19 protein-coding genes are annotated in these 20,544 nt (G+C 72.9%); 17 read left to right on the forward strand and 2 right to left on the reverse strand.

Annotated elements, in window-relative coordinates; translation table 11 throughout:
* Positions 1-39: 39 nt before the first annotated feature.
* The gene (locus tag DQ241_RS01245; RefSeq protein ID WP_113828317.1) at positions 40-1,143 is read right to left on the reverse strand and encodes a CaiB/BaiF CoA-transferase family protein; all 1,104 of its coding nucleotides are present in this window, start codon (positions 1,141-1,143) and stop codon (positions 40-42) included.
* A 92-nt stretch (positions 1,144-1,235) separates the two neighbouring features.
* Between DQ241_RS01245 and DQ241_RS01250 the strand changes: the two genes are divergently transcribed.
* The 17 genes from DQ241_RS01250 (at position 1,236) to DQ241_RS01330 (ending at position 19,915) form a co-directional block, all read left to right on the forward strand.
* Complete coding sequence (locus DQ241_RS01250; RefSeq protein WP_113828318.1) at positions 1,236-1,610, forward strand: CrcB family protein; 375 nt, start codon at positions 1,236-1,238, stop codon at positions 1,608-1,610.
* Positions 1,607-1,963 (forward strand): CrcB family protein, encoded by a 357-nt coding sequence (locus tag DQ241_RS01255; RefSeq protein ID WP_113828320.1) that lies wholly within the window; start codon positions 1,607-1,609, stop codon positions 1,961-1,963. The genes DQ241_RS01250 and DQ241_RS01255 overlap by 4 nt, the downstream gene beginning before the upstream one ends.
* A gap of 30 nt (positions 1,964-1,993) precedes the next feature.
* Positions 1,994-3,409: a trehalose-6-phosphate synthase gene (locus DQ241_RS01260; protein ID WP_113828323.1), complete on the forward strand. Its 1,416-nt coding sequence runs from the start codon at positions 1,994-1,996 to the stop codon at positions 3,407-3,409.
* A complete protein-coding gene (gene otsB / locus DQ241_RS01265; RefSeq protein WP_113828325.1) occupies positions 3,406-4,146 on the forward strand; it encodes a trehalose-phosphatase in 741 nt (246 codons plus the stop codon). The genes DQ241_RS01260 and otsB overlap by 4 nt, the downstream gene beginning before the upstream one ends.
* Positions 4,147-4,463: 317 nt before the next feature.
* A complete protein-coding gene (locus DQ241_RS01270; RefSeq protein ID WP_233492135.1) occupies positions 4,464-6,065 on the forward strand; it encodes a methyl-accepting chemotaxis protein in 1,602 nt (533 codons plus the stop codon).
* A 262-nt stretch (positions 6,066-6,327) separates the two neighbouring features.
* Complete coding sequence (locus DQ241_RS01275; protein ID WP_113828330.1) at positions 6,328-7,974, forward strand: methyl-accepting chemotaxis protein; 1,647 nt, start codon at positions 6,328-6,330, stop codon at positions 7,972-7,974.
* Between the two features lie 226 nt (positions 7,975-8,200).
* Complete coding sequence (locus DQ241_RS01280; protein ID WP_113828332.1) at positions 8,201-9,817, forward strand: methyl-accepting chemotaxis protein; 1,617 nt, start codon at positions 8,201-8,203, stop codon at positions 9,815-9,817.
* A 351-nt stretch (positions 9,818-10,168) separates the two neighbouring features.
* Positions 10,169-11,758 carry a methyl-accepting chemotaxis protein gene (locus DQ241_RS01285; RefSeq protein WP_370444366.1) on the forward strand — a complete coding sequence of 530 codons (1,590 nt, stop codon included), beginning with the start codon at positions 10,169-10,171 and terminating at the stop codon, positions 11,756-11,758.
* 127 nt (positions 11,759-11,885) lie between these two features.
* The gene (locus DQ241_RS01290) at positions 11,886-14,333 is read left to right on the forward strand and encodes a chemotaxis protein CheW (RefSeq protein WP_113828336.1); all 2,448 of its coding nucleotides are present in this window, start codon (positions 11,886-11,888) and stop codon (positions 14,331-14,333) included.
* Position 14,334: 1 nt separating this feature from the next.
* The gene (locus DQ241_RS01295; RefSeq protein WP_233492136.1) at positions 14,335-14,805 is read left to right on the forward strand and encodes a chemotaxis protein CheW; all 471 of its coding nucleotides are present in this window, start codon (positions 14,335-14,337) and stop codon (positions 14,803-14,805) included.
* 149 nt (positions 14,806-14,954) lie between these two features.
* On the forward strand, positions 14,955-15,857 hold the full coding sequence (locus DQ241_RS01300; RefSeq protein WP_113828338.1) for a hypothetical protein: 903 nt from the start codon (positions 14,955-14,957) through the stop codon (positions 15,855-15,857).
* 350 nt (positions 15,858-16,207) lie between these two features.
* A complete protein-coding gene (locus tag DQ241_RS01305) occupies positions 16,208-17,314 on the forward strand; it encodes a chemotaxis response regulator protein-glutamate methylesterase (RefSeq protein ID WP_113828340.1) in 1,107 nt (368 codons plus the stop codon).
* Positions 17,311-18,135 (forward strand): protein-glutamate O-methyltransferase CheR, encoded by an 825-nt coding sequence (locus DQ241_RS01310; protein WP_113828342.1) that lies wholly within the window; start codon positions 17,311-17,313, stop codon positions 18,133-18,135. The genes DQ241_RS01305 and DQ241_RS01310 overlap by 4 nt, the downstream gene beginning before the upstream one ends.
* A complete protein-coding gene (locus DQ241_RS01315) occupies positions 18,135-18,518 on the forward strand; it encodes a response regulator (RefSeq protein WP_113828344.1) in 384 nt (127 codons plus the stop codon). The genes DQ241_RS01310 and DQ241_RS01315 overlap by 1 nt, the downstream gene beginning before the upstream one ends.
* The gene (locus DQ241_RS01320) at positions 18,515-19,030 is read left to right on the forward strand and encodes a chemotaxis protein CheX (protein WP_113828346.1); all 516 of its coding nucleotides are present in this window, start codon (positions 18,515-18,517) and stop codon (positions 19,028-19,030) included. Before DQ241_RS01315 ends, DQ241_RS01320 begins: the two co-directional genes overlap by 4 nt.
* 34 nt (positions 19,031-19,064) lie before the next feature.
* Positions 19,065-19,427, forward strand: coding sequence for a response regulator (locus tag DQ241_RS01325; protein WP_113828348.1), 363 nt, complete (start codon positions 19,065-19,067; stop codon positions 19,425-19,427).
* The gene (locus DQ241_RS01330; protein WP_113828350.1) at positions 19,424-19,915 is read left to right on the forward strand and encodes a hypothetical protein; all 492 of its coding nucleotides are present in this window, start codon (positions 19,424-19,426) and stop codon (positions 19,913-19,915) included. The genes DQ241_RS01325 and DQ241_RS01330 overlap by 4 nt, the downstream gene beginning before the upstream one ends.
* Before the next feature lie 126 nt (positions 19,916-20,041).
* Here the strand turns inward: DQ241_RS01330 and DQ241_RS01335 are convergent, their stop codons facing one another.
* The gene (locus DQ241_RS01335) at positions 20,042-20,503 is read right to left on the reverse strand and encodes an ATP-binding protein (protein ID WP_113828352.1); all 462 of its coding nucleotides are present in this window, start codon (positions 20,501-20,503) and stop codon (positions 20,042-20,044) included.
* Positions 20,504-20,544: the final 41 nt, after the last annotated feature.

The raw sequence follows: 20,544 nt of genomic DNA on the forward strand, positions 1-20,544 counted from the left end.
TCGCACGCTCGTGGTGGGGCCCTGCAGGGGGCCGTTCCATCACGTCGCCAGGCCGAGTTCGGCGCGGATCTCGTCCGTGTGCTGGCCGGGCTGCGGCACGCTGCCGACCGCGCCCGGGGTGCGGGAGAACCGCGGGGCGACGGCGGGCTGCACGGTGCCGTCGACCTCGGTGAACACCCCCCGCTCGACGTTGTGCGGGTCGCGGGTGGCCTCGAGCAGCGACCACACGGGCGCCACGCAGGCGTCGGTGCCCTCGAACACCTGCCACCACTCCGCGCGGGTCCGCGACGCGAAGACCTCGGTGAACCGCGCGCGCAGCGCCGGCCACTGCCGCGGGTCGAAGCGATCAGGCAGCGTCTCGTCGCCGGCCAGCCCCAGCCCGGTGAGCAGCGCCGCGTAGAACTGCTCCTCCAGCGCCCCGACGGCGAGGAAGGCGCCGTCCGCGCAGGCGTAGACGTCGTAGAACGGCGCGCCGGTGTCCAGCAGGTTCCGGCCGCGCCGGTCGGTCCAGACACCGGCGTCGAGCATCCCGTGGATCATCGTGGTGAGGACGGCGGTGCCGTCGACGATCGCCGCGTCCACCACCTGCCCCTCCCCCGTCGCCCGGGCGTGCAGCAGCGCGGCCAGCGCACCCAGCGCCAGGAAGGCTCCCCCGCCGCCGAAGTCGCCGAGCAGGTTCAGCGGCGGGGCAGGCCGCTCGTCCGGCCGGCCCGATGCCCCCAGCGCGCCGGTCAACGCGATGTAGCCGATGTCGTGCCCGGCGGTGGGCGCGAGCGGGCCGGTCTGGCCCCAGCCGGTCATCCGGCCGTACACCAGCGCCGGGTTCTCCCCGAGCAGCTCGTCGGGACCGAGGCCCAGCCGCTCCATGACGCCGGGCCGGAACCCCTCGAGCAGCACGTCGGACCGGCGGACCAGCGCATGGACGACGTCGAGGTCGGCCGGGTCCTTGAGGTCCAGGGCGATGGAGCGCTTGCCCCGGTCGAGCAGCGAGGTGGCACCGAGCGAGCCGATCAGACCGCCGCGGGCGCCCTTCCGGTCGATCCGCACCACGTCGGCGCCGAGGTCGGCCAGCAGCATGCCGCAGAACGGCCCCGGCCCCAGCCCGGCGAACTCCACCACGCGCACGCCCTGCAGCGGTCCCACGGCTGCTCCTCCCCTGCCCCGGACCGCGCCCGTGCGACCCTGTTCCGCGCATGCTGCCGCATCGCGGGGGCCGATCTGCAGGAGGGCGGGCGATGGCGTACCTGCTCGCCGCCGTGGGCGGGGCGCTCGGCGCGCTGGGCCGCTGGGCGGTGTCCGATGCCCTCCCCCACCAGCCGGGCGGCTGGCCGTGGGCCACGCTCCTGGTCAACCTCACCGGGTGCTTCCTGATCGGTCTGCTGGTCGCCGTCCTCGCCGAGCGGTCCCCCGAGCCCGGCTGGGCGCGTCCGCTGCTCTCGGTCGGCCTGCTCGGCGGGTGGACCACGTACTCGGCGTTCGCCGTCGAGGTCGTCCGGGCCGGCAGCCCGCTGCTGGCCGGGGGGTACGTCGTCGCCTCCGTGCTGGGCGGCGTCCTCGCCGTCGTGGCCGGCGCGCTCGTGGTCCGCCGCCCGTCCCGGGTGCTGCGGTGACGGCGCTGCTCGTGGCGGCCGGCGCGGTCGTGGGCGCACCGCTGCGGTTGCTGGCCACCCGGCTCGCCGTCCGCCGGGGCCGGGACGCCGCGGTGGGCACGCTGGTGGTCAACGTCCTCGGCAGCGCCGTCCTCGGTGCGCTGTTCGGCGCCGCCGACGTCGACGCGGCGGTCCTGGCCCTGGTCGGCACCGGGTTCTGCGGCACCCTGACCACCTTCTCCACCTTCGGGGCCGACGTCGTGCGGCTGGTGGAGCAGGGCGCGCTCCCCCGGGCGCTGGCCTACCTGGGTGCCACGCTGGTCCTGGGTATCGGTGCTGCCGCGGCGGCGTACGGGGCGGCCGGCCTGCTGTGACCGGCGCTCATGGGTAGGGTCGGTACCGGTATGACCGAACGCAACGAGGCAGAGGTCGGGGCGGACAGCCCCGTGGTCGTCGTCGCCAACCGGCTGCCCGTCGACCAGGTGACCGATCCCGACGGCTCCACCCGTTGGCAGCGCAGCCCGGGCGGCCTGGTGACCGCCCTGGAGCCGTTCGTCGCCGGCCGCGGCGGGGCGTGGGTCGGCTGGTCCGGGTCCGCCGGCGAGGCGCCGGAGCCGTTCGAGTCCGGCGGGATGTCGCTGATCCCGGTCGAGCTCTCCGAGGAGGAGGTCGACCGCTACTACGAGGGCATGTCCAACGCCTCGCTGTGGCCCCTGTACCACGACGTGGTCGAGAAGCCGGAGTACCACCGCACGTGGTGGGACACCTACGTCCAGGTCAACAAGCGGTTCGCCGACCGCGCCGCGGAGGTCGCGGGCGAGGGCGCGATCGTCTGGGTGCACGACTACCAGCTGCAGCTGGTGCCGGCGATGCTGCGCCAGCGGCGGCCCGACCTCACCATCGGCTTCTTCCTGCACATCCCGTTCCCGCCCTACGAGCTGTTCACCCAGCTGCCGTGGCGCTCGGCGGTCGTCGAGGGGCTCCTGGGTGCGGACCTGGTGGGCTTCCAGCTGCCGTCGGCGGCCAGCAACTTCGTCCAGCTCGCCCGGCGGCTGCACGACTTGCCCGCGCGCAACAGCTCCATCGAGTACGACGGGCGCACGGTCACCGCGCGGGCCTTCCCGATCTCCATCGACGTCGCGGCGTTCGACGAGCTGGCCTCCTCGCCGGAGGTGCTGGCCCGGGCCAAGGAGATCCGCGCGGAGCTCGGCGACCCCGCCAAGATCATCCTCGGCGTCGACCGGCTCGACTACACCAAGGGCATCGGCGTCCGGCTCAACGCCTTCCAGGAGCTGCTCGAGGACGGCGTCCTGGAGGCGCCGGACACGGTGCTCGTGCAGGTGGCCACGCCCAGCCGCGAGCGGGTCGAGCACTACGTGCACATGCGCGAGACGATCGAGCAGCAGGTCGGCCACATCAACGGGGTCTACGGTTCGATCGCCGGGCCGGCCGTGCACTACTTCAACCAGTCGATGCCGCGCGAGGAGCTGGCCGCGCTCTACCGGGCGGCCGACGTCATGCTCGTGACGCCCTACCGCGACGGCATGAACCTGGTGGCCAAGGAGTACGTCGCCGCGCGCGGCGACCTGGGCGGGGCGCTGGTGCTGTCGGAGTTCGCCGGTGCCGCGGCCGAGCTCAAGCAGGCGCTGCTGGTGAACCCGCACGACATCGCCGGGGTCAAGAACCAGCTGGTGCGCGCGCTGCGGATGGAGCCGGCCGAGGCGGCCAAGCGGATGAAGGCGCTGCGGCGGCACCTGTTCAGGAACGACCTGGAGCACTGGGCCTCCTCGTTCTTCGAGGCGCTGCGCAGGCAGGCGTGAGCCCCTCCCCCGCCCTCGAGGAGGCGCTGGCCGCCGTCGCCGGGCGCCGTCCGCTGCTCGTGGCCAGCGACTACGACGGCGTGCTCGCCCGGTTGCGCGACGTGCCCTCCGAGGCGGTCCCCGAGCCGGGCGTCGCCCGGGTCCTCGGCCGGCTGGCGGCCGCCGACGGCGTGACGGTGGCGCTGGTGAGCGGCCGGGGCGTCGCGGACCTGCAGACCACCAGCGGGCTGTCCGGCCCGTTCCGCTGGATCGGCAGCCACGGTGCGGAGTTCGACGGCCCGCTGACCGGCGAGCTGGCGCACCACCGCGACGAGCTGGCCGCCCGGATGGGGACGCTGGTCGACGCCGTCCCCGGCGCCCGGCTCGAGGTCAAGCCCGCGGCCGTCGCCGTGCACGTCCGGCAGGTCCGGGATCGGGATGCCGCTGCCGAGCTGCTCGCCCGGGCACGGGCGCAGGCCGATTCGTCACTGACGCTGAAGCCTGGCAAGGACGTCCTCGAGCTGGCCGTCACGGATGCGGACAAGGGGACGGCGCTGCGCCGGCTGGCCGACGAGCTCGGGGCGCGGGCCGCGGTCTACCTCGGCGACGACGTCACCGACGAGGACGCCTTCCGCACGCTCGGCCCTGACGACCTGACGGTCAAGATCGGGGACGGCGAGACCGCGGCCCGGCACCGGGTCGACGACCCCGCCGCCGCCGTCGCGCTGCTGGAGCGCTTGGCCGACCTGCTCGCCTAGCCCGCCGGCGCGCAGACGCGTCGCGCACGACCGATCCGTGACAAAGGTCCCGAGCGCCCGGTCGTCGGCGCGGGATGTCGACTCCTGCGGTGCGCGGGCGCATTTCCGCAGGTGGAATGGTTCGCCCGGAAAAGGGAACTCCCGGTCACCTCAATTGCCGTGTCGACCCGTCGACCCGGGCGAGTCGCCGACCGAGCCCATGCACAACGATCCCGAAAACCATAGGGAATCAAGTTCCGGCGGCTGACTGGAGTCACAACAATCTCTCGCACACGGACGACACGGATCGTCGTCTTACCGCCAGAGAGGGAATTCCTGTGAGCAGATCTGCTCCCCCTGCCGCGCGGCGTGCCGGTTGGTTCGCCAACCGGGCGCTGGCGGTGAAGTTCACCATCCTCGTGAGCGTCGTGGTCGTCGCCTTCGTCGGCCTGCTCTCGGTCGTCATCGTCGGCAACGGCAACGTGCGCGAGTCCGAGGAGCACCTCGCCCAGCTCAGCAGCGCGCAGGAGCTGGTGCTGCAGATCGACACCCGGGCCAGCGAGCTCAAGGTCGACGGCTACAAGGCCGTCGTCCGATCCGACCCGGCCGGGCAGCTCGAGGAGCTGGCCGAGGACGTGGCCACTCCCGAGGGCCTCATCGACGAACTCGACGCCATCGGCCTGACCGGCGAGGCGGGCGACGCGGTCGCCGCCCTGGAGGCCAGCTTCGGCGCCTACACCGACGCCATCACCGCTTTCGTCAACGGGGCGGTGGCCGACCAGGCGGCCGCCCGCACCCGCTGGGAGGACATCCAGGCGGCAAACGACCTCACCGATGCTGCCGTCGGTACCGCCAAGGACGCGATCGCGGCTGCGCACGAGGCGGGCGAGGAGCACCTGGACAGCACGATCAGCACGTCGCAGACGATGAGCATCGCCGTGGCGGTCGCCGGCATCGCGGTGGTCCTGCTCCTCAGCTGGATGACGATGCGCTCGGTGACCCGCCCGGTGCTCCTGGTCAAGAAGTCGCTCGACGCGCTGGCGACCGGTGACCTGACGCAGGACATCCCGGTGACCAGCTCGTGCGAGGCGGGCCAGATGGCCGCGTCGTTGAACAAGGCCCAGGCCAACATGCGCGAGGTGCTCGCCGGCGTCGCCGCTTCCGCGAACGCGGTGGCCGCCTCCTCGGAGGAGCTGTCGGCGTCCTCCACCCAGATCGCGGCGTCGGCCGAGGAGACCTCGTCCCAGTCGGCGGTCGTCTCCAGCGCAGCCGAGGAGGTCTCCCGGAGCGTGGAGACGGTGGCCGCGGGTGCCGAGCAGATGGGTGCCTCCATCCGCGAGATCGCCTCCAACGCCGCCGAGGCGTCCGAGGTTGCGGCCCGCGCGGTGACCGCGGCGGAGCGGACAACGGCGACGGTGGCCCGGCTGGGTGACTCGAGCGCGGAGATCGGCAACGTGGTCAAGGTGATCACGAGCATCGCGGAGCAGACGAATCTGCTGGCGCTCAACGCCACGATCGAGGCGGCCCGGGCAGGGGAGGCCGGCAAGGGCTTCGCCGTCGTGGCCAACGAGGTCAAGGAGCTGGCCCAGGAGACGGCGAAGGCCACCGAGGACATCGCCCGCCGCGTCCAGGCGATCCAGGGCGACACCAGCGCCGCGGTCACGGCCATCGAGGAGATCAGCGGCATCGTCGCCCAGATCTCCGACCGGCAGACCACCATCGCCAGCGCGGTGGAGGAGCAGACGGCCACCACCAACGAGATGTCGCGGTCGGTGCAGGAGGCAGCCGGCGGGTCCGGCCAGATCGCGGAGAACATCACCAGCGTCTCCGGTGCCGCGGACGCCACCACGCAGGCGCTGGCCCAGACCCGGATCGCCGTCGACGAGCTGTCCCAGATGGCCGCCGAGCTCCGCACGAGCGTCGGGAGGTTCACCTACTGAGCGATCCCGACCTTCCCCTGGCGGACGCCGGTGGCGACTTCGGTCGCCGCCGGCGTCCGTCATTTCCGCGGCTCCGCCGGATGTCGACAAAACGGCCCGGGAATGGCGGTCACCGACCAATTCCGGAACGCGACCACGACACGACCGCTCAATACTAAGAGATCTCGGAATCCCGGGTCAGCATTCGTCCGACGCGGCAGGCGTCGCACCCCGCTCGGCAGGCGCTCCCGCGCTGTGCCGGCCGACCCAGGAAAAGAGCACCATGTCTTCTCGCACGCATCTCCCCTCGCGCGGGGGCGGGCCCGCGCGGCACTGGTACCGCGACCGCGGGATCGCCACGCGGATCTTCGCCGTGAGCTCGGCGCTGCTGCTGGGCACGGTGGCGGCCACCGTCTGCGGCGTCTCCGGCGTCGATCGGATCAGCGACCTGCACGACGAGGCGACGGCGGCTGTCGCCGCCCAGCGGACGGTCGAGGACGCCCGGTACGACCTGTTGTGGGCGGCCAACTGGCAGAACATCACCGCCTGGAAGGCGCGGGTCGACGGCGGAGCGGTCGCCGCGGCACCCGAGGGCGACAACGTGCCCAACTACCGGGACGGCGCCGAGGGCTTCGAGCAGCTCTTCGACCTCGACCGGTCGCAGCTCGACGAGACGGCCGAGGCCAGCCTGGACACCATCGAGGCCAACTGGGCCCAGATGAGCGACTACAACGACCAGATCTTCGCGCTGTGGCAGCAGGACCGGCTCGACGAGGGCGACGCCCTCTCCACCGGTGAGAAGTGGGACGTCTTCTACGTCCTCGACCAGGCGATGGTGGAGCTCGTCGAGTCGGTCGACGCGCGGGTCGCGCAGACCGAGGAGGCCGTCGTCGACGCCCGCACCGAGACCATCACCCTTGCGGTGCTCGTCTCGGTCATCGCCGCGATGCTCGGCGCGGGGCTGGCCTTCGTGGTGTCGCGGGGCATCGTCCGCGGCGTGCGCGACGTCCAGGGCGCGCTGGAGCGGCTGGCGGACAACGACCTGACCGCCCGGCTCCCGGTGCGCGGCCGGGACGAGGTCGGCCAGATGGCCGTGGCGCTCAACACCGCGGCCACGGGCATGGCCGACACCGTCGCGCAGATCGTGGCCTCGGCCGGCGCGGTGGCGGCGTCGTCGGAGGAGCTGTCGGCGTCCTCGGCGCAGATCGCGGCGTCGGCGGAGGAGACCTCCGCGCAGTCCGGTGTCGTGTCCAGCGCCGCGGAGGAGGTCTCGCGCAGCGTGGAGACGGTGGCCGCCGGCGCTGAGCAGATGGGCGCGTCGATCCGGGAGATCGCGACCAACGCCGCGGAGGCCTCTGAGGTCGCGGCCCGCGCGGTGACCGCGGCGGAGCGGACGACGGCGACGGTGGCCAAGCTGGGGGAGTCCTCGGCCGAGATCGGCAACGTCGTGAAGGTGATCACGAGCATCGCCGAGCAGACCAACCTGCTGGCGCTGAACGCCACGATCGAGGCGGCACGGGCCGGGGAGGCCGGCAAGGGCTTCGCGGTGGTGGCCAACGAGGTCAAGGAGCTGGCGCAGGAGACGGCGAAGGCGACCGAGGACATCGCGCAGCGGGTGCTCGCCATCCAGGGCGACACGGGGGCGGCGGTCACCGCGATCGAGGAGATCTCGAGCATCGTCGCCCAGATCTCCGACCGGCAGACCACCATCGCCAGCGCGGTGGAGGAGCAGACGGCCACGACCAACGAGATGAGCCGCTCGGTGCAGGAGGCGGCCGGCGGATCCGGCCAGATCGCGGAGAACATCACCAGCGTGTCCACCGCGGCCGACGCCACCACCCAGGCGCTGACCCAGACCCGCACCGCCGTCGACGAGCTGTCGCGGATGGCCGCCGACCTGCGCACCACGGTCGGCCGTTTCACCTACTGAGCCACCGGCTCGGGGGAGGGGTGGTGGCCTGCGGGCCGCCACCCCTCCGCCATTCCTGCGGCACCGGAAATCGCCAGGTCGACAATTCCGGAGCGGTCGCCGAACAATCTCGCCGGCGCCCCTGCGACACGCCACGGGATGCGATTCCGCACCGGTCGGAATGCGCCACTCTGTCGCGCACCGAACAGCTCCGGGCCCGTCCGGAATCCCGACGCAGGAGAACACCATGACCACTTCCTCCCTCCCCACCCGCCGCAGGGGGGTCGGGTCACGGCTGTCCGACCTGCCGGTCGGGCTCCGCATCGGCGCGGTCGTCGGCCTGCTGGTCGTCGCCCTCGCCGGCACGAACGGCCTGGCGATCTCCCGCGTCGGTGAGATGTCCGCGGACCAGGAGCGGATCTACGACGAGAACCTCAAGCCGCTGAACGCGCTCTCCGCCGTCCAGCGGGCGACCGCGGCGCACCGTGCCCGCGTGCTCGAGTACGCCGTCTCCGACCCGGCGCGCCGCGTGGAGCTGGTCGGCGAGATGCAGGAGAAGCAGGCCGACGTCGACGCCGCCCTGGCCGAGTACGAGCCCTTCGTCGTGAACCCCGAGGCCATGGAGAAGTACGCCGGGGCCCGCGAGCAGTTCCTCGCCTCGAACGCCGCCCAGCTGTTCCCGGCCGCCGACGCCGGTGACCTGACCACCTACGCCCAGCTGTACCGCGACGTGTCCAGCCCGCTGCTGACCGACATCGCCGACGGCCTCGAGGAGGAGGGCGTCGCCCAGGCCGAGCAGGCCGCCGCCCGCAACGCTGAGGCGGCGGAGGACGCGTCCTCGGCCGAGCGGCTCATCCTGGTCCTGTCGGTCCTCGCCGGTCTCGTGGCCGTCGGCCTGACCGTCGTCATGGTCCGCCGGATCACGCGCACCGTCCGGTCGGTGCAGACCGTCGCCGAGGCCATGGCGGCCGGCGACCTGACCCGCAGCAGCGGGGTGGACTCGCAGGACGAGCTGGGGCGCATGGCCACCGCGCTGGACTCGGCGCAGGCCAGCCTGCGCGAGGTGCTCAGCGCGGTCGTCGGGTCCGCCGACGCGGTCGCCGCCTCGTCGGAGGAGCTGTCGGCCTCCTCGGCGCAGATCTCCTCCTCGGCCCAGGAGACCTCGGCGCAGTCGGGCATCGTGGCCGGCGCCGCCGAGGAGGTATCGCGCAACGTGCAGACCGTGGCCGCGGGTGCGGAGCAGATGGGCGCCTCGATCCGGGAGATCGCCAGCAACGCCGCCGAGGCGTCCGAGGTCGCCGCCCGCGCCGTGACGGCCGCCGAGCGCACGACGGCCACCGTGGCCAAGCTGGGCGACTCGAGCGCCGAGATCGGCAACGTGGTCAAGGTGATCACCTCGATCGCCGAGCAGACCAACCTGCTGGCCCTGAACGCGACCATCGAGGCCGCGCGGGCCGGCGAGGCGGGCAAGGGCTTCGCCGTCGTCGCCAACGAGGTCAAGGAGCTGGCCCAGGAGACGGCGAAGGCCACCGAGGACATCGCGAAGCGCGTGCTGGCCATCCAGGGCGACACGACGGCGGCGGTGAGCGCCATCGAGGAGATCAGCACGATCGTCGCCCAGATCTCCGACCGCCAGACGACCATCGCCTCCGCCGTGGAGGAGCAGACCGCCACGACCAACGAGATGAGCCGCTCGGTCCAGGAGGCCGCGCAGGGCACCGGTCAGATCGCCGCCAACATCACCAACGTCTCGGGTGCCGCGGACTCCACGACGCAGGCCCTGGGCCAGACCCGCATCGCGGTGGACGAGCTGTCCCGGATGGCTTCGGACCTGCGCAGCACGGTCGGGAGGTTCACCTACTGACGACCCACGCCTTCCCCTGACGGACGGGGCGGTGGCCAGGTGGCCGCCGCCCCGTCCGCCATTTCGGGGTCGCAATTTCCCCCGGTCATGGTCGGTAGTGAGCCGTTTCACCTGCTGGTGTCGCCACGGAAAAGGCGGTGGCCGACTGCGATCGCGCTCTCTTCTCGATGTCGGACGGTCCTACCCAGGCATGTCCCGGCCCGCGCCGACGCCTTGTCGACATGGTCGAGCCGGTCAGTGGAAAGCGTGTTCCAGGGGTGCGCGACACGCCGCCTAAAAATGGAACGGTACCGACCGGAACAGGTGATGCTCCGGACGCACCAGGACCACCATTCTCGGAGGAGCACACCCTTGACCAGCAGTCCCCGCCACCGTCGGCGGTGGTTCGCCGACCGCCCGATCGCCGTCAAGCTCGCCGCCGTGGTCGCCACCATGGGGCTGGTGGCCGTCGCCATCGCCGTGCTGGCCGTCAACGGTGCGCACGCGCTGCGCGACGGCGAGGCACGGCTGTACCAGGAGAACGTCCGCCCGCTCGACACCCTCGGCGCGATCCAGCGCAGCTTCCAGGGTGATCGGGTCCGTGTCATCTCCTACAACGTGGCCGACAGCGCGACGCGCGCGAGCCTTCGGGAGAGCCTGGCCGAGCGGCGCCAGGAGCTGGACGCCCTCGTCGAGGAGTACGACGGCAAGGAGGCCGACGAGGCCTCGTGGGCCGCATTCCAGACGGCGCTCGACGGGTACTACGCCGCGACCGACCAGCAGCTCGCGTCGATGGACGCCGGCACCGCCACGGCGTTCGGCTTCAACGAGGAGAAGCCGCTGGCGACGGCGGTCATGGACCCCTACGCCGCCGAGAGCGAGGCCCAGGCGGTCGCTGCGGCGGACGAGGCCGCGGCCGGTGAGGACCGCGCCGCGAGCGTCGTCACCCAGATCGTGGTCGTGGTCGCCGTCGGGCTGCTCGTGGCCAGCGCGCTGGCCTACGTCGTGGTCCGCATGCTGACGTCGACGGTGCGCTCGGTGCACGCCTCGGTCGACGCCCTGGCCGCCGGTGACCTGACACGAGCGCCGGAGGCCGCCGCGGACGACGAGCTCGGTCGCATGGCCGCTGCGCTCACGGCCGCGCAGGCGAACCTGCGCGAGGTCATGGCCGGCGTGGTGGGCTCGGCCGACGCCGTGGCCGCGTCGTCGGAGGAGCTGTCGGCCTCGTCGGCGCAGATCTCGGCGTCGGCGGAGGAGACCGCGGCGCAGTCCGGGGTCGTCTCCGGTGCGGCGGAGGAGGTCTCGCGCAACGTGCAGACCGTGGCCGCGGGTGCGGAGCAGATGGGTGCCTCGATCCGGGAGATCGCCAGCAACGCCGCGGAGGCCAGCGAGGTCGCCGCCCGTGCGGTCACCGCCGCCGAGACCACGACCGCCACGGTCGCCAAGCTGGGGGAGTCCTCGGCCGAGATCGGCAACGTCGTCAAGGTCATCACCTCGATCGCGGAGCAGACCAACCTGCTGGCCCTCAACGCCACGATCGAGGCCGCGCGCGCCGGAGAGGCCGGCAAGGGCTTCGCGGTCGTCGCCAACGAGGTCAAGGAGCTGGCCCAGGAGACGGCGAAGGCCACCGAGGACATCGCCCGCCGGGTGCAGAGCATCCAGGGCGACACGACGGCGGCGGTGGCGGCCATCGAGGAGATCAGCACGATCGTCGCCCAGATCTCCGACCGCCAGACCACCATCGCCAGCGCGGTGGAGGAGCAGACCGCCACGACCAACGAGATGGCCCGCTCGGTCCAGGAGGCCTCCGGCGGCACGACGGAGATCGCCAACAACATCACCGGCGTCTCCACCGCCGCCGAGTCGACCACGCAGGCGCTGACCCAGACCCGCACCGCCGTCGACGAGCTGTCGCGGATGGCCGCGGACCTGCGTTCCACGGTCAGCCGCTTCACCTACTGATCCCGCACTGCCGATAACACCGGATACGGCCGGCCGGCCGCGGATTCACCTTGATTCCGCGGCCGGCGCCGCCGATGACCCAGCGGGGACGTGCGTCCCCGTCGCGAAGCAGAGAGAAGGACACCCCGTGGACGGTCTGGACGACATCGTCGAGGAGTTCCTGGTCGAGAGCCACGAGAACCTCGACCAGCTCGACTCCGACCTGGTCGCCCTCGAGCAGGAGCCCAACTCCCGGGAGCGGCTCTCGAGCATCTTCCGGACCATCCACACGATCAAGGGCACCAGCGGCTTCCTGGCCTTCAACCGGCTGGAGGAGGTCACGCACGTCGGCGAGAACATGCTCTCCCGGCTGCGCGACGGCGCGCTGGACCTGACCCCGGCGCGCACCGACGTGCTGCTGCGGATGGTGGACACCGTCCGGGCGCTGCTCACCTCGATCGAGGCCAGCGGCGGCGAGGGATCGGTGGACGTCTCCGCCGTGGTCGCCGCCATCAGCGCCGCCATGGAGGACACCCCGGCCGCCGCCGCACCGGCGACCCCCGCGGAGCCCGCCGCCGTGAAGCCCGCCGCCGTGAAGGCCGCGGCGAAGGCCCCGGCCAAGGCAGCCCCGGCGAAGGCGCCGGCGAGGACCGCCGTCGCCAAGAAGGCCGCCACCCCGAAGGCCCCGGCCAAGCGCACCTCCCGCGCGAAGGCCGCCATCCCCGCGCCCGCTCCCGTCCCCGTCGACGAGCTGATCGAGGAAGTGACCCCCGTCGTGCCCGAGACCCCGGAGCCCGCGCCCGTCGCCGAGGCCACCCCGGCCCCCGCCGAGCAGCCCGAGGCGGACGCCCCCGCCGGCACCGGCGACGGCCAGACCCGCCGCGCCGTCGCCGACAGCACCATCCGCGTCGACGTCGACCTGCTCGACGAGCTGATGCTGCTCGTCGGTGAGCTGGTCCTGACCCGCAACCAGATCGTCCAGTACGTGGGCCGGTCCAACGACACCGACCTGCTGCGCGCTTCGCAGCGGCTCAACCTGATCGCCAGCGAGCTGCAGGAGGGCGTCATGAAGACGCGCATGCAGCCGATCGACCACATCTGGTCCAAGCTGCCGCGCGTCGTCCGCGACCTCGGCTCGCAGCTGAAGAAGTCGATCCGCCTGGAGATGGAGGGCCGCGAGACCGAGCTCGACAAGACCCTCCTCGAGGCGGTCAAGGACCCGTTGACGCACCTGGTGCGCAACTCCGTGGACCACGGCATCGAGCCGGCGGACACGCGCAAGGCCGCGGGCAAGCCCGCGGAGGGCGTGCTGACCCTGCGGGCCCGCCACGAGAGCGGCCAGGTCGTGGTCGAGGTCGCCGACGACGGCGCCGGCATCGACCCGGCCAAGGTCGGCGCCAAGGCCGTCGAGCGCGGCCTGCTCACCCCGGACGCGCTCGCCCGGATGAGCCCGCAGGACATCCTGCAGATGATCTTCCTGCCCGGCTTCTCGACGGCGGCGGCGGTCACCAACGTCTCCGGCCGCGGCGTCGGCATGGACGTCGTCAAGACCAACATCGAGGCGATCGGCGGCTCGATCGAGGTCGAGTCCGAGACCGGCCGGGGCACCGTCTGCCGGCTGCGCATCCCGCTGACGCTGGCCATCGTCCCGGCACTGACCGTGGAGTGCGCCGGCGACCGCTACGCCATCCCGCAGATCAGCCTGCAGGAGCTGGTCAGCCTGGACGCCGAGAAGGCCGTCAACGCCGTCGAGGAGGTCGGCGGGGCGCAGGTCTACCGGCTGCGCGGGGAGCTCCTCCCGCTCGTCCGCCTCACCGACGTGCTCGAGCTCCCCTCGGACCGGCACGACGGGCACGTGGTCATCGCGGTGCTCCGCGCGGAGGGGCGGCGCTTCGGCCTGGTGGTCGACCGCGTCATCAACACCGAGGAGATCGTGGTCAAGGCCGTCGGCGGCCAGCTCAAGCAGATCGGGCTGTACCAGGGCGCCACCGTCCTCGGTGACGGCACGGTCGCGCTGATCCTCGACGTGCAGGCCCTGGCCCGCCGGGCCCTGCGCGCCGAGACCAACGAGCGCGGCCAGGAGTCCAACCGCGACGCCGCCGCGGCCGCCGCGCGCAGCGAGACCGAGCGCCAGCGGATGCTGCTCGCGGCCATCGGTGGGGGCCGTCGGGTCGCCATCCCGCTCGACACCGTCACCCGGCTCGAGCAGGTGCGCACCGAGACCGTGGAGAAGGTCGGCAACCGCGAGGTCGTCCAGTACCGCGGCGCGATCCTCCCGATCGTGCGGCTCGACCGGCACCTGGGCGCCTACGGCGAGACCGAGCGCGAGGTGCTCGAGGTCATCGTCTACTCCGACCACGGCCGCAGCGTCGCGATCGTCGTCGAGGAGATCCTCGACATCGTCGACGGCGAGGCAGCGGTGCGCAGCGACATCGACGACATGGGCCTGCTCGGCTCCGCCGTCCTCGGCGACAAGGTGACCGAGCTGCTCGACGTCCGGGCCGCGATCCTCGCCGCCGACCCGGCCTTCTACTCCGCCCCGGCGGCTTCCCACGAGACGCCGTCCGGCGTCCCCGGCTCCTTCCTGGAGGTCTGACGTGACCAGCGCGACCGACTTCAAGACCACCGACGGCACGGGCGTCGTGGCGACCAGCGGACAGCTGGCCACCTTCCGCCTGGACGGCGACCTGTACGGCATCGAGGTGGAGCACGTGCAGGAGGTGCTCAAGAGCCAGGGCCTGACCCGGGTCCCGCTCGCCCCCTCCGCGGTGGCCGGCCTGATCAACCTGCGCGGGCAGGTGGTGACCGCGATCGAGCTGCGCGAGCGGCTGGGCCGCCCGCCGCGGCCCGAGGGCACCGACGCCGTCGTCATCGTGGTGCGGCTGCACGGCGAGGCGGTCAGCCTGCTGGTCGACTCCATCGCCGACGTCGTCGACGTGGACGCCGCCGACTTCGAGGCCCCGCCGGACACGCTGGAGGGCCAGGCCCGCGACCTGATCCGCGGCGCCTACAAGCTCGACGGCCAGCTGCTGCTGGCCCTGGACGTCCAGAAGGCCGTCTCCGCGTAACACTGAGTGACCGACCGGTGACCAAAGTTCACCGGACACGCGGCCGTTGCTCCCTCGCTCTCCTGCGATGGGGTGACGGCCGCGTGGCGCTTCCGGGCCCGGGCGGCCAGCATGGGACCAGCCCGTTCCCCGGTCCTGGAGGCGCTGCCGTGCCGTACACGCTGGTCAGTGCCGCCACCCTCGGGTTCGACCTGGTCCGTCTCCCCGCCGGCCGCTCGGTGGCCGACGTGCTGCTCACCGCCCTGCAGGCCGACGCCGACGCGCTGGCCGCCGTGGCCGCCCGGCACCCCGCCCGCGGCCTGGAGCGCGACCAGCGGCTGGTGCTGGCCGTCCGCTCCCGCAAGGCCCGCGAGATGGCGATGTCGGTGCCGCACGTCCGCACCGCTGCCGCGGGTGCCCGCGCCGCCGGCGACCGGGCCGCGGTGCTCGTCGAGCAGCTGGAGCAGGGCACGATCGGCGACGCGCCGACGCTGGAGCGGCTGCTGCGCGACGACGTCCTGGGTGCCGAGCACCCCGCGGTCGCGCTGCTCGACCCCGACCTGCGGGACGAGGCGGCCGACGTGCTCGCCGACGCCGCCGTCGGCTTCTGGGCGGCCGGCGTGCTGCCGCCGCTGGTGCGCCGCGAGCTGACCGCCTCCTTCGACCGCGTCCTCGACGACGCCGCGCCGGCCGGCCCGGAGGCGCTGGACCTCGGCCCGGCCACCGGCGAGCTGGCCGCCTTCCTGGCCTCCGTGCGCGCCCTCGACGACGCCGGCCGGGCCCGCTGGCGGGTCGCGGTCGACGAGGGCCGGGCCCAGCACCGCCCGTGGGCGACCGCCATGCACGAGGCCTCGTGGGCCGCCCACGTGTCGGGACGCACCCGCGTTCTGGCCACCGCGCAACTGCACGCCGTCCAGGCCTTCCTGGACGGCGGCTTCGACCTGCGCGACGGTGCCGCCGGCGCCTGGAACGCCGTGGCCGGCGTCGTCCAGGGCATCGCCATGGGTGACCTCCTCGCCGAGGACTCGCTGCACGTGCTGCGCGCACCGCTGGAGCGCACCGCCGGTCGCTGAGCGCCGCCGCTCCTCCCGGGTCCCGCACCCGTTCCCGCAGGTCCACGACGAGCCCACCACGGCCCCGCGGGTTCCTGCAGGGTCTCCCGCACCACCTCACCGCCGTGTCGACAAATGGTCGTGCAGCCATTTCCGGAACGGTCGCCCGGGAATTCAGTAACGGTTGATCCGGCCGCCTTCACAATTCTCCTGTGGCACCCGATGCTCTTGGTGCGGACGAGGCGACGGGACGAACCCGGAAGATCATCCGGATGTGCACAACCGATCCTGCTCAAGCATCGGGAAATGGTGCCGATACAGCAATGCACAGCCTGCTGGGGCTGGCCTCAGCAGGGAGCGGGAGGACACGCGTGAACCCGATCAGGGTGATGGTGGTCGACGACTCGGTCGTCGTCCGCAAGATCGTCACGGACGTGCTGTCCGAGGATCCCGGCATCGATGTCGTCGGCACCGCGGTCAACGGCAGGGTCGCCGTCAGCAAGCTCGACCAGCTGAAGCCCGACCTGATCACGATGGACATCGAGATGCCGGAGATGAACGGCATCGAGGCGGTGCGCGCCATCCGCGGCCTGCGCAGCCGGGTCCCGATCATCATGTTCAGCACGCTCACCGAGCGCGGCGCCACGGCGACCCTCGACGCGCTGTCGGCGGGCGCGAACGACTACGTCACCAAGCCGGCCAACGTCGGCAGCGTGGCGCAGTCGATGGAGAGCGTGCGCGAGCAGCTCATCCCCAAGATCAAGGCCCTCACCGGTCGGCCGGTCACCACGGGCCCGGCCCGCGCCGCCGCGCCGGCCCCCCCGCCGCGGCCGCCCGCACCCCGCACGCAGCCGGGCAAGAAGCCGGCGGTCCTGGTGATCGGTTCCTCCACCGGTGGCCCCGAGGCGCTGGCGAAGATGCTGCCCCTGCTGCCCGCGTCGCTGCCGGTGCCCGTGCTCCTCGTCCAGCACATGCCGCCGGTCTTCACCCGTCAGTTCGCCCAGCGCCTGGACCGGCTCTGCCCGCTGCGGGTGGTGGAGGCATCCGACGGGGTCCCGCTGCAGCCCGGCACCGTGCACCTCGCCCCGGGCGACCACCACCTGGTCGTCCGCGCCGGCCGGGGCACGCACACGACCGGCCTCACGCAGGGCCCGCCGGAGAACTTCTGCCGCCCGGCCGTCGACCCGCTGTTCCGCTCGGCCGTGGCCGCCTACGACGGCGCCGTGCTCGGCGTCGTGCTCACCGGCATGGGGGCCGACGGGCGCAACGGCGCGGGCGAGATCCGCGCCGCAGGCGGCACCGTCCTGGCCCAGGACCAGGCCACCTCGGTGGTCTGGGGCATGCCCGGCGCGGTCACCCAGGCCGGCTTCGCCGACGAGGTCCTGCCCCTGGACCGGGTCGCCGAGGCGATCCAGCGCCACCTCTCCGGCGTCGTGCCGACCCGGAGCTCCGCCATCGTCACAGGAGGTGCGCGATGACGCTCACCACGACCAGCTTCGACTGGGTTCGCCAGCTGGTGCACCGGGAGAGCGCGATCGTGCTCCAGCCGGGCAAGGAGTACCTGGTGGAGGCCCGGCTGCTGCCGATCGCCCGCCAGGCCGGCGTCCCCGACGTCTCCCAGTTCGTGGAGAAGGTGCGCACCCGTCCCGACCCGGACAGCACCCGGCGCATCGTCGAGGCGCTCACCACCAACGAGACCTCGTGGTTCCGCGACGGGGACCCGTTCACCGCGCTGACCTCCACGGTGCTGCCGGCGCTGCTGGCCGACCGGGGGCCCAACGAGCGGCTGCACATCTGGTCCGCCGCCTGCTCGAGCGGGCAGGAGGCGTACACGATCGCGATGCTGCTCGAGGACGCGTTGCCCAACGCGGCGTCCCGGGTGTCGATCACCGCCACCGACATCTCGCGGGAGATGGTCGAGCGGACCCGCGCCGGCCGGTTCTCGCAGCTGGAGGTCAACCGCGGTCTGCCCGCGCCGATGCTGGTCCGCCACTTCACGCGGGCCGGCAGCGAGTGGGAGGTCGCCCCGGCGCTGCGCCGGATGGTGACCGCGAGTGAGTGCAACCTCGCGGCGCCGTTCCCGCGGATGGGCCCGTTCGACGTGGTCTACCTGCGCAACGTCCTCATCTACTTCGACCTGCCCACGAAGCAGGCGATCCTCCGCCGGGTGCGCGACGTCATGCGCCCCGACGGGTGGCTGTTCCTCGGCGCGGCGGAGACCACGCTCGGGGTGGACGACTCCTGGGAGCGGGTCGTCGTCGGCCGCAGCTCCGCCTACCGCCCGCTGAAGGGGAAGTGATGCGCGCTCTGGTGATCGACGACTCCCGCGCCATGCGCCGGATCGTCTCGGGGATCCTCGAGGGTCTCGGGTACGAGACGCAGCAGGCCGGCCACGGTCGCGAGGGGCTCGACGTCCTCGACGGCGGCTGGCTGCCGGAGCTGGTCTGCGTCGACTGGAACATGCCGGTCATGGACGGGCTGCAGTTCGTCTCGGCCGTCCGCTCGAACCCGGCGTGGCGCTCGATGACGATCATGATGGTCACCTCCGAGAGCGAGCAGACCCAGATCGTGAAGGCGCTGGCCGCCGGCGCCCACGAGTACGTGATCAAGCCGTTCACCGCCGACGCCATCCGCGACAAGCTCGCGCTGCTCGGCCTGCTCCCCCAGGAGGCCTCGCTGTGACCGCCACCGACACCGGCGAGCGCCGTCGCGGCAGCGACGCGCGGCCGCTCATCACCGACCTGATCGACGAGGCGACCGTCGAGTCGATCGCCCAGGAGGCCTGGGTCGCGCTGGTGGGGGAGGACGAGATCCTCGTCCCGCTCCCCGGCGACGCCCCGGTCGACCCCGTCTCCAGCTGGGTCGACGTCGTCGGGCCCTGGACCGGCAGCATCGTGCTCACCACCGGCCGGCGCACGGCCGAGGAGCTCTCCCGCGCGCTGCTCCGCGAGGCCTCCCCGGAGGTGCTCGAGGAGGAGGACGTCGTCGACGCCTTCGGCGAGATCGCCAACGTCGTCGGCGGCAACGTCAAGGCCGCGCTGCCCGGCCCCTCGGGGCTGAGCCTGCCGGAGGTCGGCGAGGCGCCCGCGGTCCGCAACCCCGGCGACCTGTGCCGCATCGACGTGCTGTGGCGCGGCGAGCCCGTCTCCATCTCCGTGCAGGGCGCCCTCCCGCCCCTGCCGACCGCCCCCTGATCCCGAACCCACTGCCGAGAAACGAGGTACCGCTGTGAAGATCCTGGTCGCCGACGACAGCCGCGTCATGCGGCAGATCGTCATCCGCACGCTGCGTCAGGCCGGTTACGACGACCACGAGATCGTCGAGGCCGAGGACGGCGCCGACGCGCTGGCCAAGGTCGGCTCGGAGAGCCCCGACCTCGTCCTGTCCGACTGGAACATGCCGAACATGACCGGCATCGAGTGCCTGCAGGCGTTGCGCGCCTCCGGCTCCGCCGTGCCGTTCGGCTTCGTCACCTCGGAGGGCTCGCCCGAGATGCGGGAGAAGGCCGCCAACGCCGGCGCGCTGTTCCTCATCGCGAAGCCGTTCAACGAGGAGACCTTCCAGGAGGCGCTGAGCGGGGTGATCGCATGACTACCGGCACCGTCCAGCTGCCCGCGGCGAAGGACGTCCGCGACATGCTCACCGGCCTGGTGGGCAAGCCGGTGACGGTCAACCCGGGCGACCCGGTCACCCCGGCGCCGGACCGCCCGGTCTCCGTCGCGGTGTACGTCGACCCGTACATGAACGTCAACGCGCTGTGCCTGATGGACCTGGGTGCGTCGGCCTACACCGGCGCGGCCCTCGCCCTGCTGCCCCCCGGGGGTGCGCAGGACGCCGTCGAGGAGGACGGCGAGCTGAGCGGCATGATGGTCGAGGCGCTGCACGAGGTGGTGAACGTGCTCTCCGCGCTGTTCAACACCCCGGGTGCCCCGCACTCCAAGCTGCACAAGCTCTACGCCTGCGGCGAGGACGTCCCCGGTGACCTGGCGGGCATGCTCGCCGGCTTCAACCGGATCGACCTGGCCATCGACGTGCCGGGCTACGGCAAGGGCGGCCTCTCGCTGGTCCTGCCCTCCTGACGGCGCGGGCACCCGCCCCGCTCCCGACCGCGGACGCCCCGGGACGGCGGAACTCCGGTTCCCCGTTCCCGGGGCGTCGCCGTTCCCGGCCCGTCCGCGGGACGGGTGTTGCACGTGGAACACCGGTCAGGCGGGGACGGCCGCCCGCTCGTCGGAGGCGCTGGGCAGGCACGCCCACACGTGCTTGCGACCGCCGTCGACGTACCAGCCGTGCGCCAGCGACATGAGCGCGACCATGTGCAGCCCCAGGCCGCCCTGCGCGGGATCGCGGTCGACCGCCGGGGTGGGCATCACCTCGGGGGAGTGGTCGCTGACGTCGAGCAGCCACCCGCCGCTGCCGGCGACGACCGTGGCGACGACCGGCCTCTCCCCGTGCCGCAGGGCGTTGGACGCCAGCTCGTCGAAGGCGAGGACGACCTGCTCACCGGAGGGGTCGTCGTCCTCGACCGGGCACCCGGCGCCGCTCAGCCGCGCGCGCAGGCGGGCACGGGCGGCGGGCAGGTCGCCGAGGGCGCGGAGGTCCCACCGCCACACGTCGCCGCGGCCGTCCGGGCGCGACCGCAGCGGCCACGTCAGACGTCGTCCCATGCCTCCCCCTCGGGTGCCCTCTGCTGGACCAGAGCCGGGAT

This window comes from Blastococcus sp. TF02A-30 (assembly GCF_003319185.1).
Lineage (GTDB): Bacteria > Actinomycetota > Actinomycetes > Mycobacteriales > Geodermatophilaceae > Blastococcus.

Excerpts from the sequence above, each read along its gene's own strand:
- DQ241_RS01250 (WP_113828318.1), top strand. The coding sequence starts at position 1,236 with ATGGCGTACCTGCTCGCCGCCGTGGGCGGGGCGCTCGGCGCGCTGGGC.
- DQ241_RS01260 (WP_113828323.1), top strand. The coding sequence starts at position 1,994 with ATGACCGAACGCAACGAGGCAGAGGTCGGGGCGGACAGCCCCGTGGTC.
- DQ241_RS01275 (WP_113828330.1), top strand. The coding sequence starts at position 6,328 with ATGTCTTCTCGCACGCATCTCCCCTCGCGCGGGGGCGGGCCCGCGCGG.
- DQ241_RS01280 (WP_113828332.1), top strand. The coding sequence starts at position 8,201 with ATGACCACTTCCTCCCTCCCCACCCGCCGCAGGGGGGTCGGGTCACGG.
- DQ241_RS01310 (WP_113828342.1), top strand. The coding sequence starts at position 17,311 with ATGACGCTCACCACGACCAGCTTCGACTGGGTTCGCCAGCTGGTGCAC.
- DQ241_RS01315 (WP_113828344.1), top strand. The coding sequence starts at position 18,135 with ATGCGCGCTCTGGTGATCGACGACTCCCGCGCCATGCGCCGGATCGTC.
- DQ241_RS01330 (WP_113828350.1), top strand. The coding sequence starts at position 19,424 with ATGACTACCGGCACCGTCCAGCTGCCCGCGGCGAAGGACGTCCGCGAC.
- DQ241_RS01335 (WP_113828352.1), bottom strand. The coding sequence starts at position 20,503 with ATGGGACGACGTCTGACGTGGCCGCTGCGGTCGCGCCCGGACGGCCGC.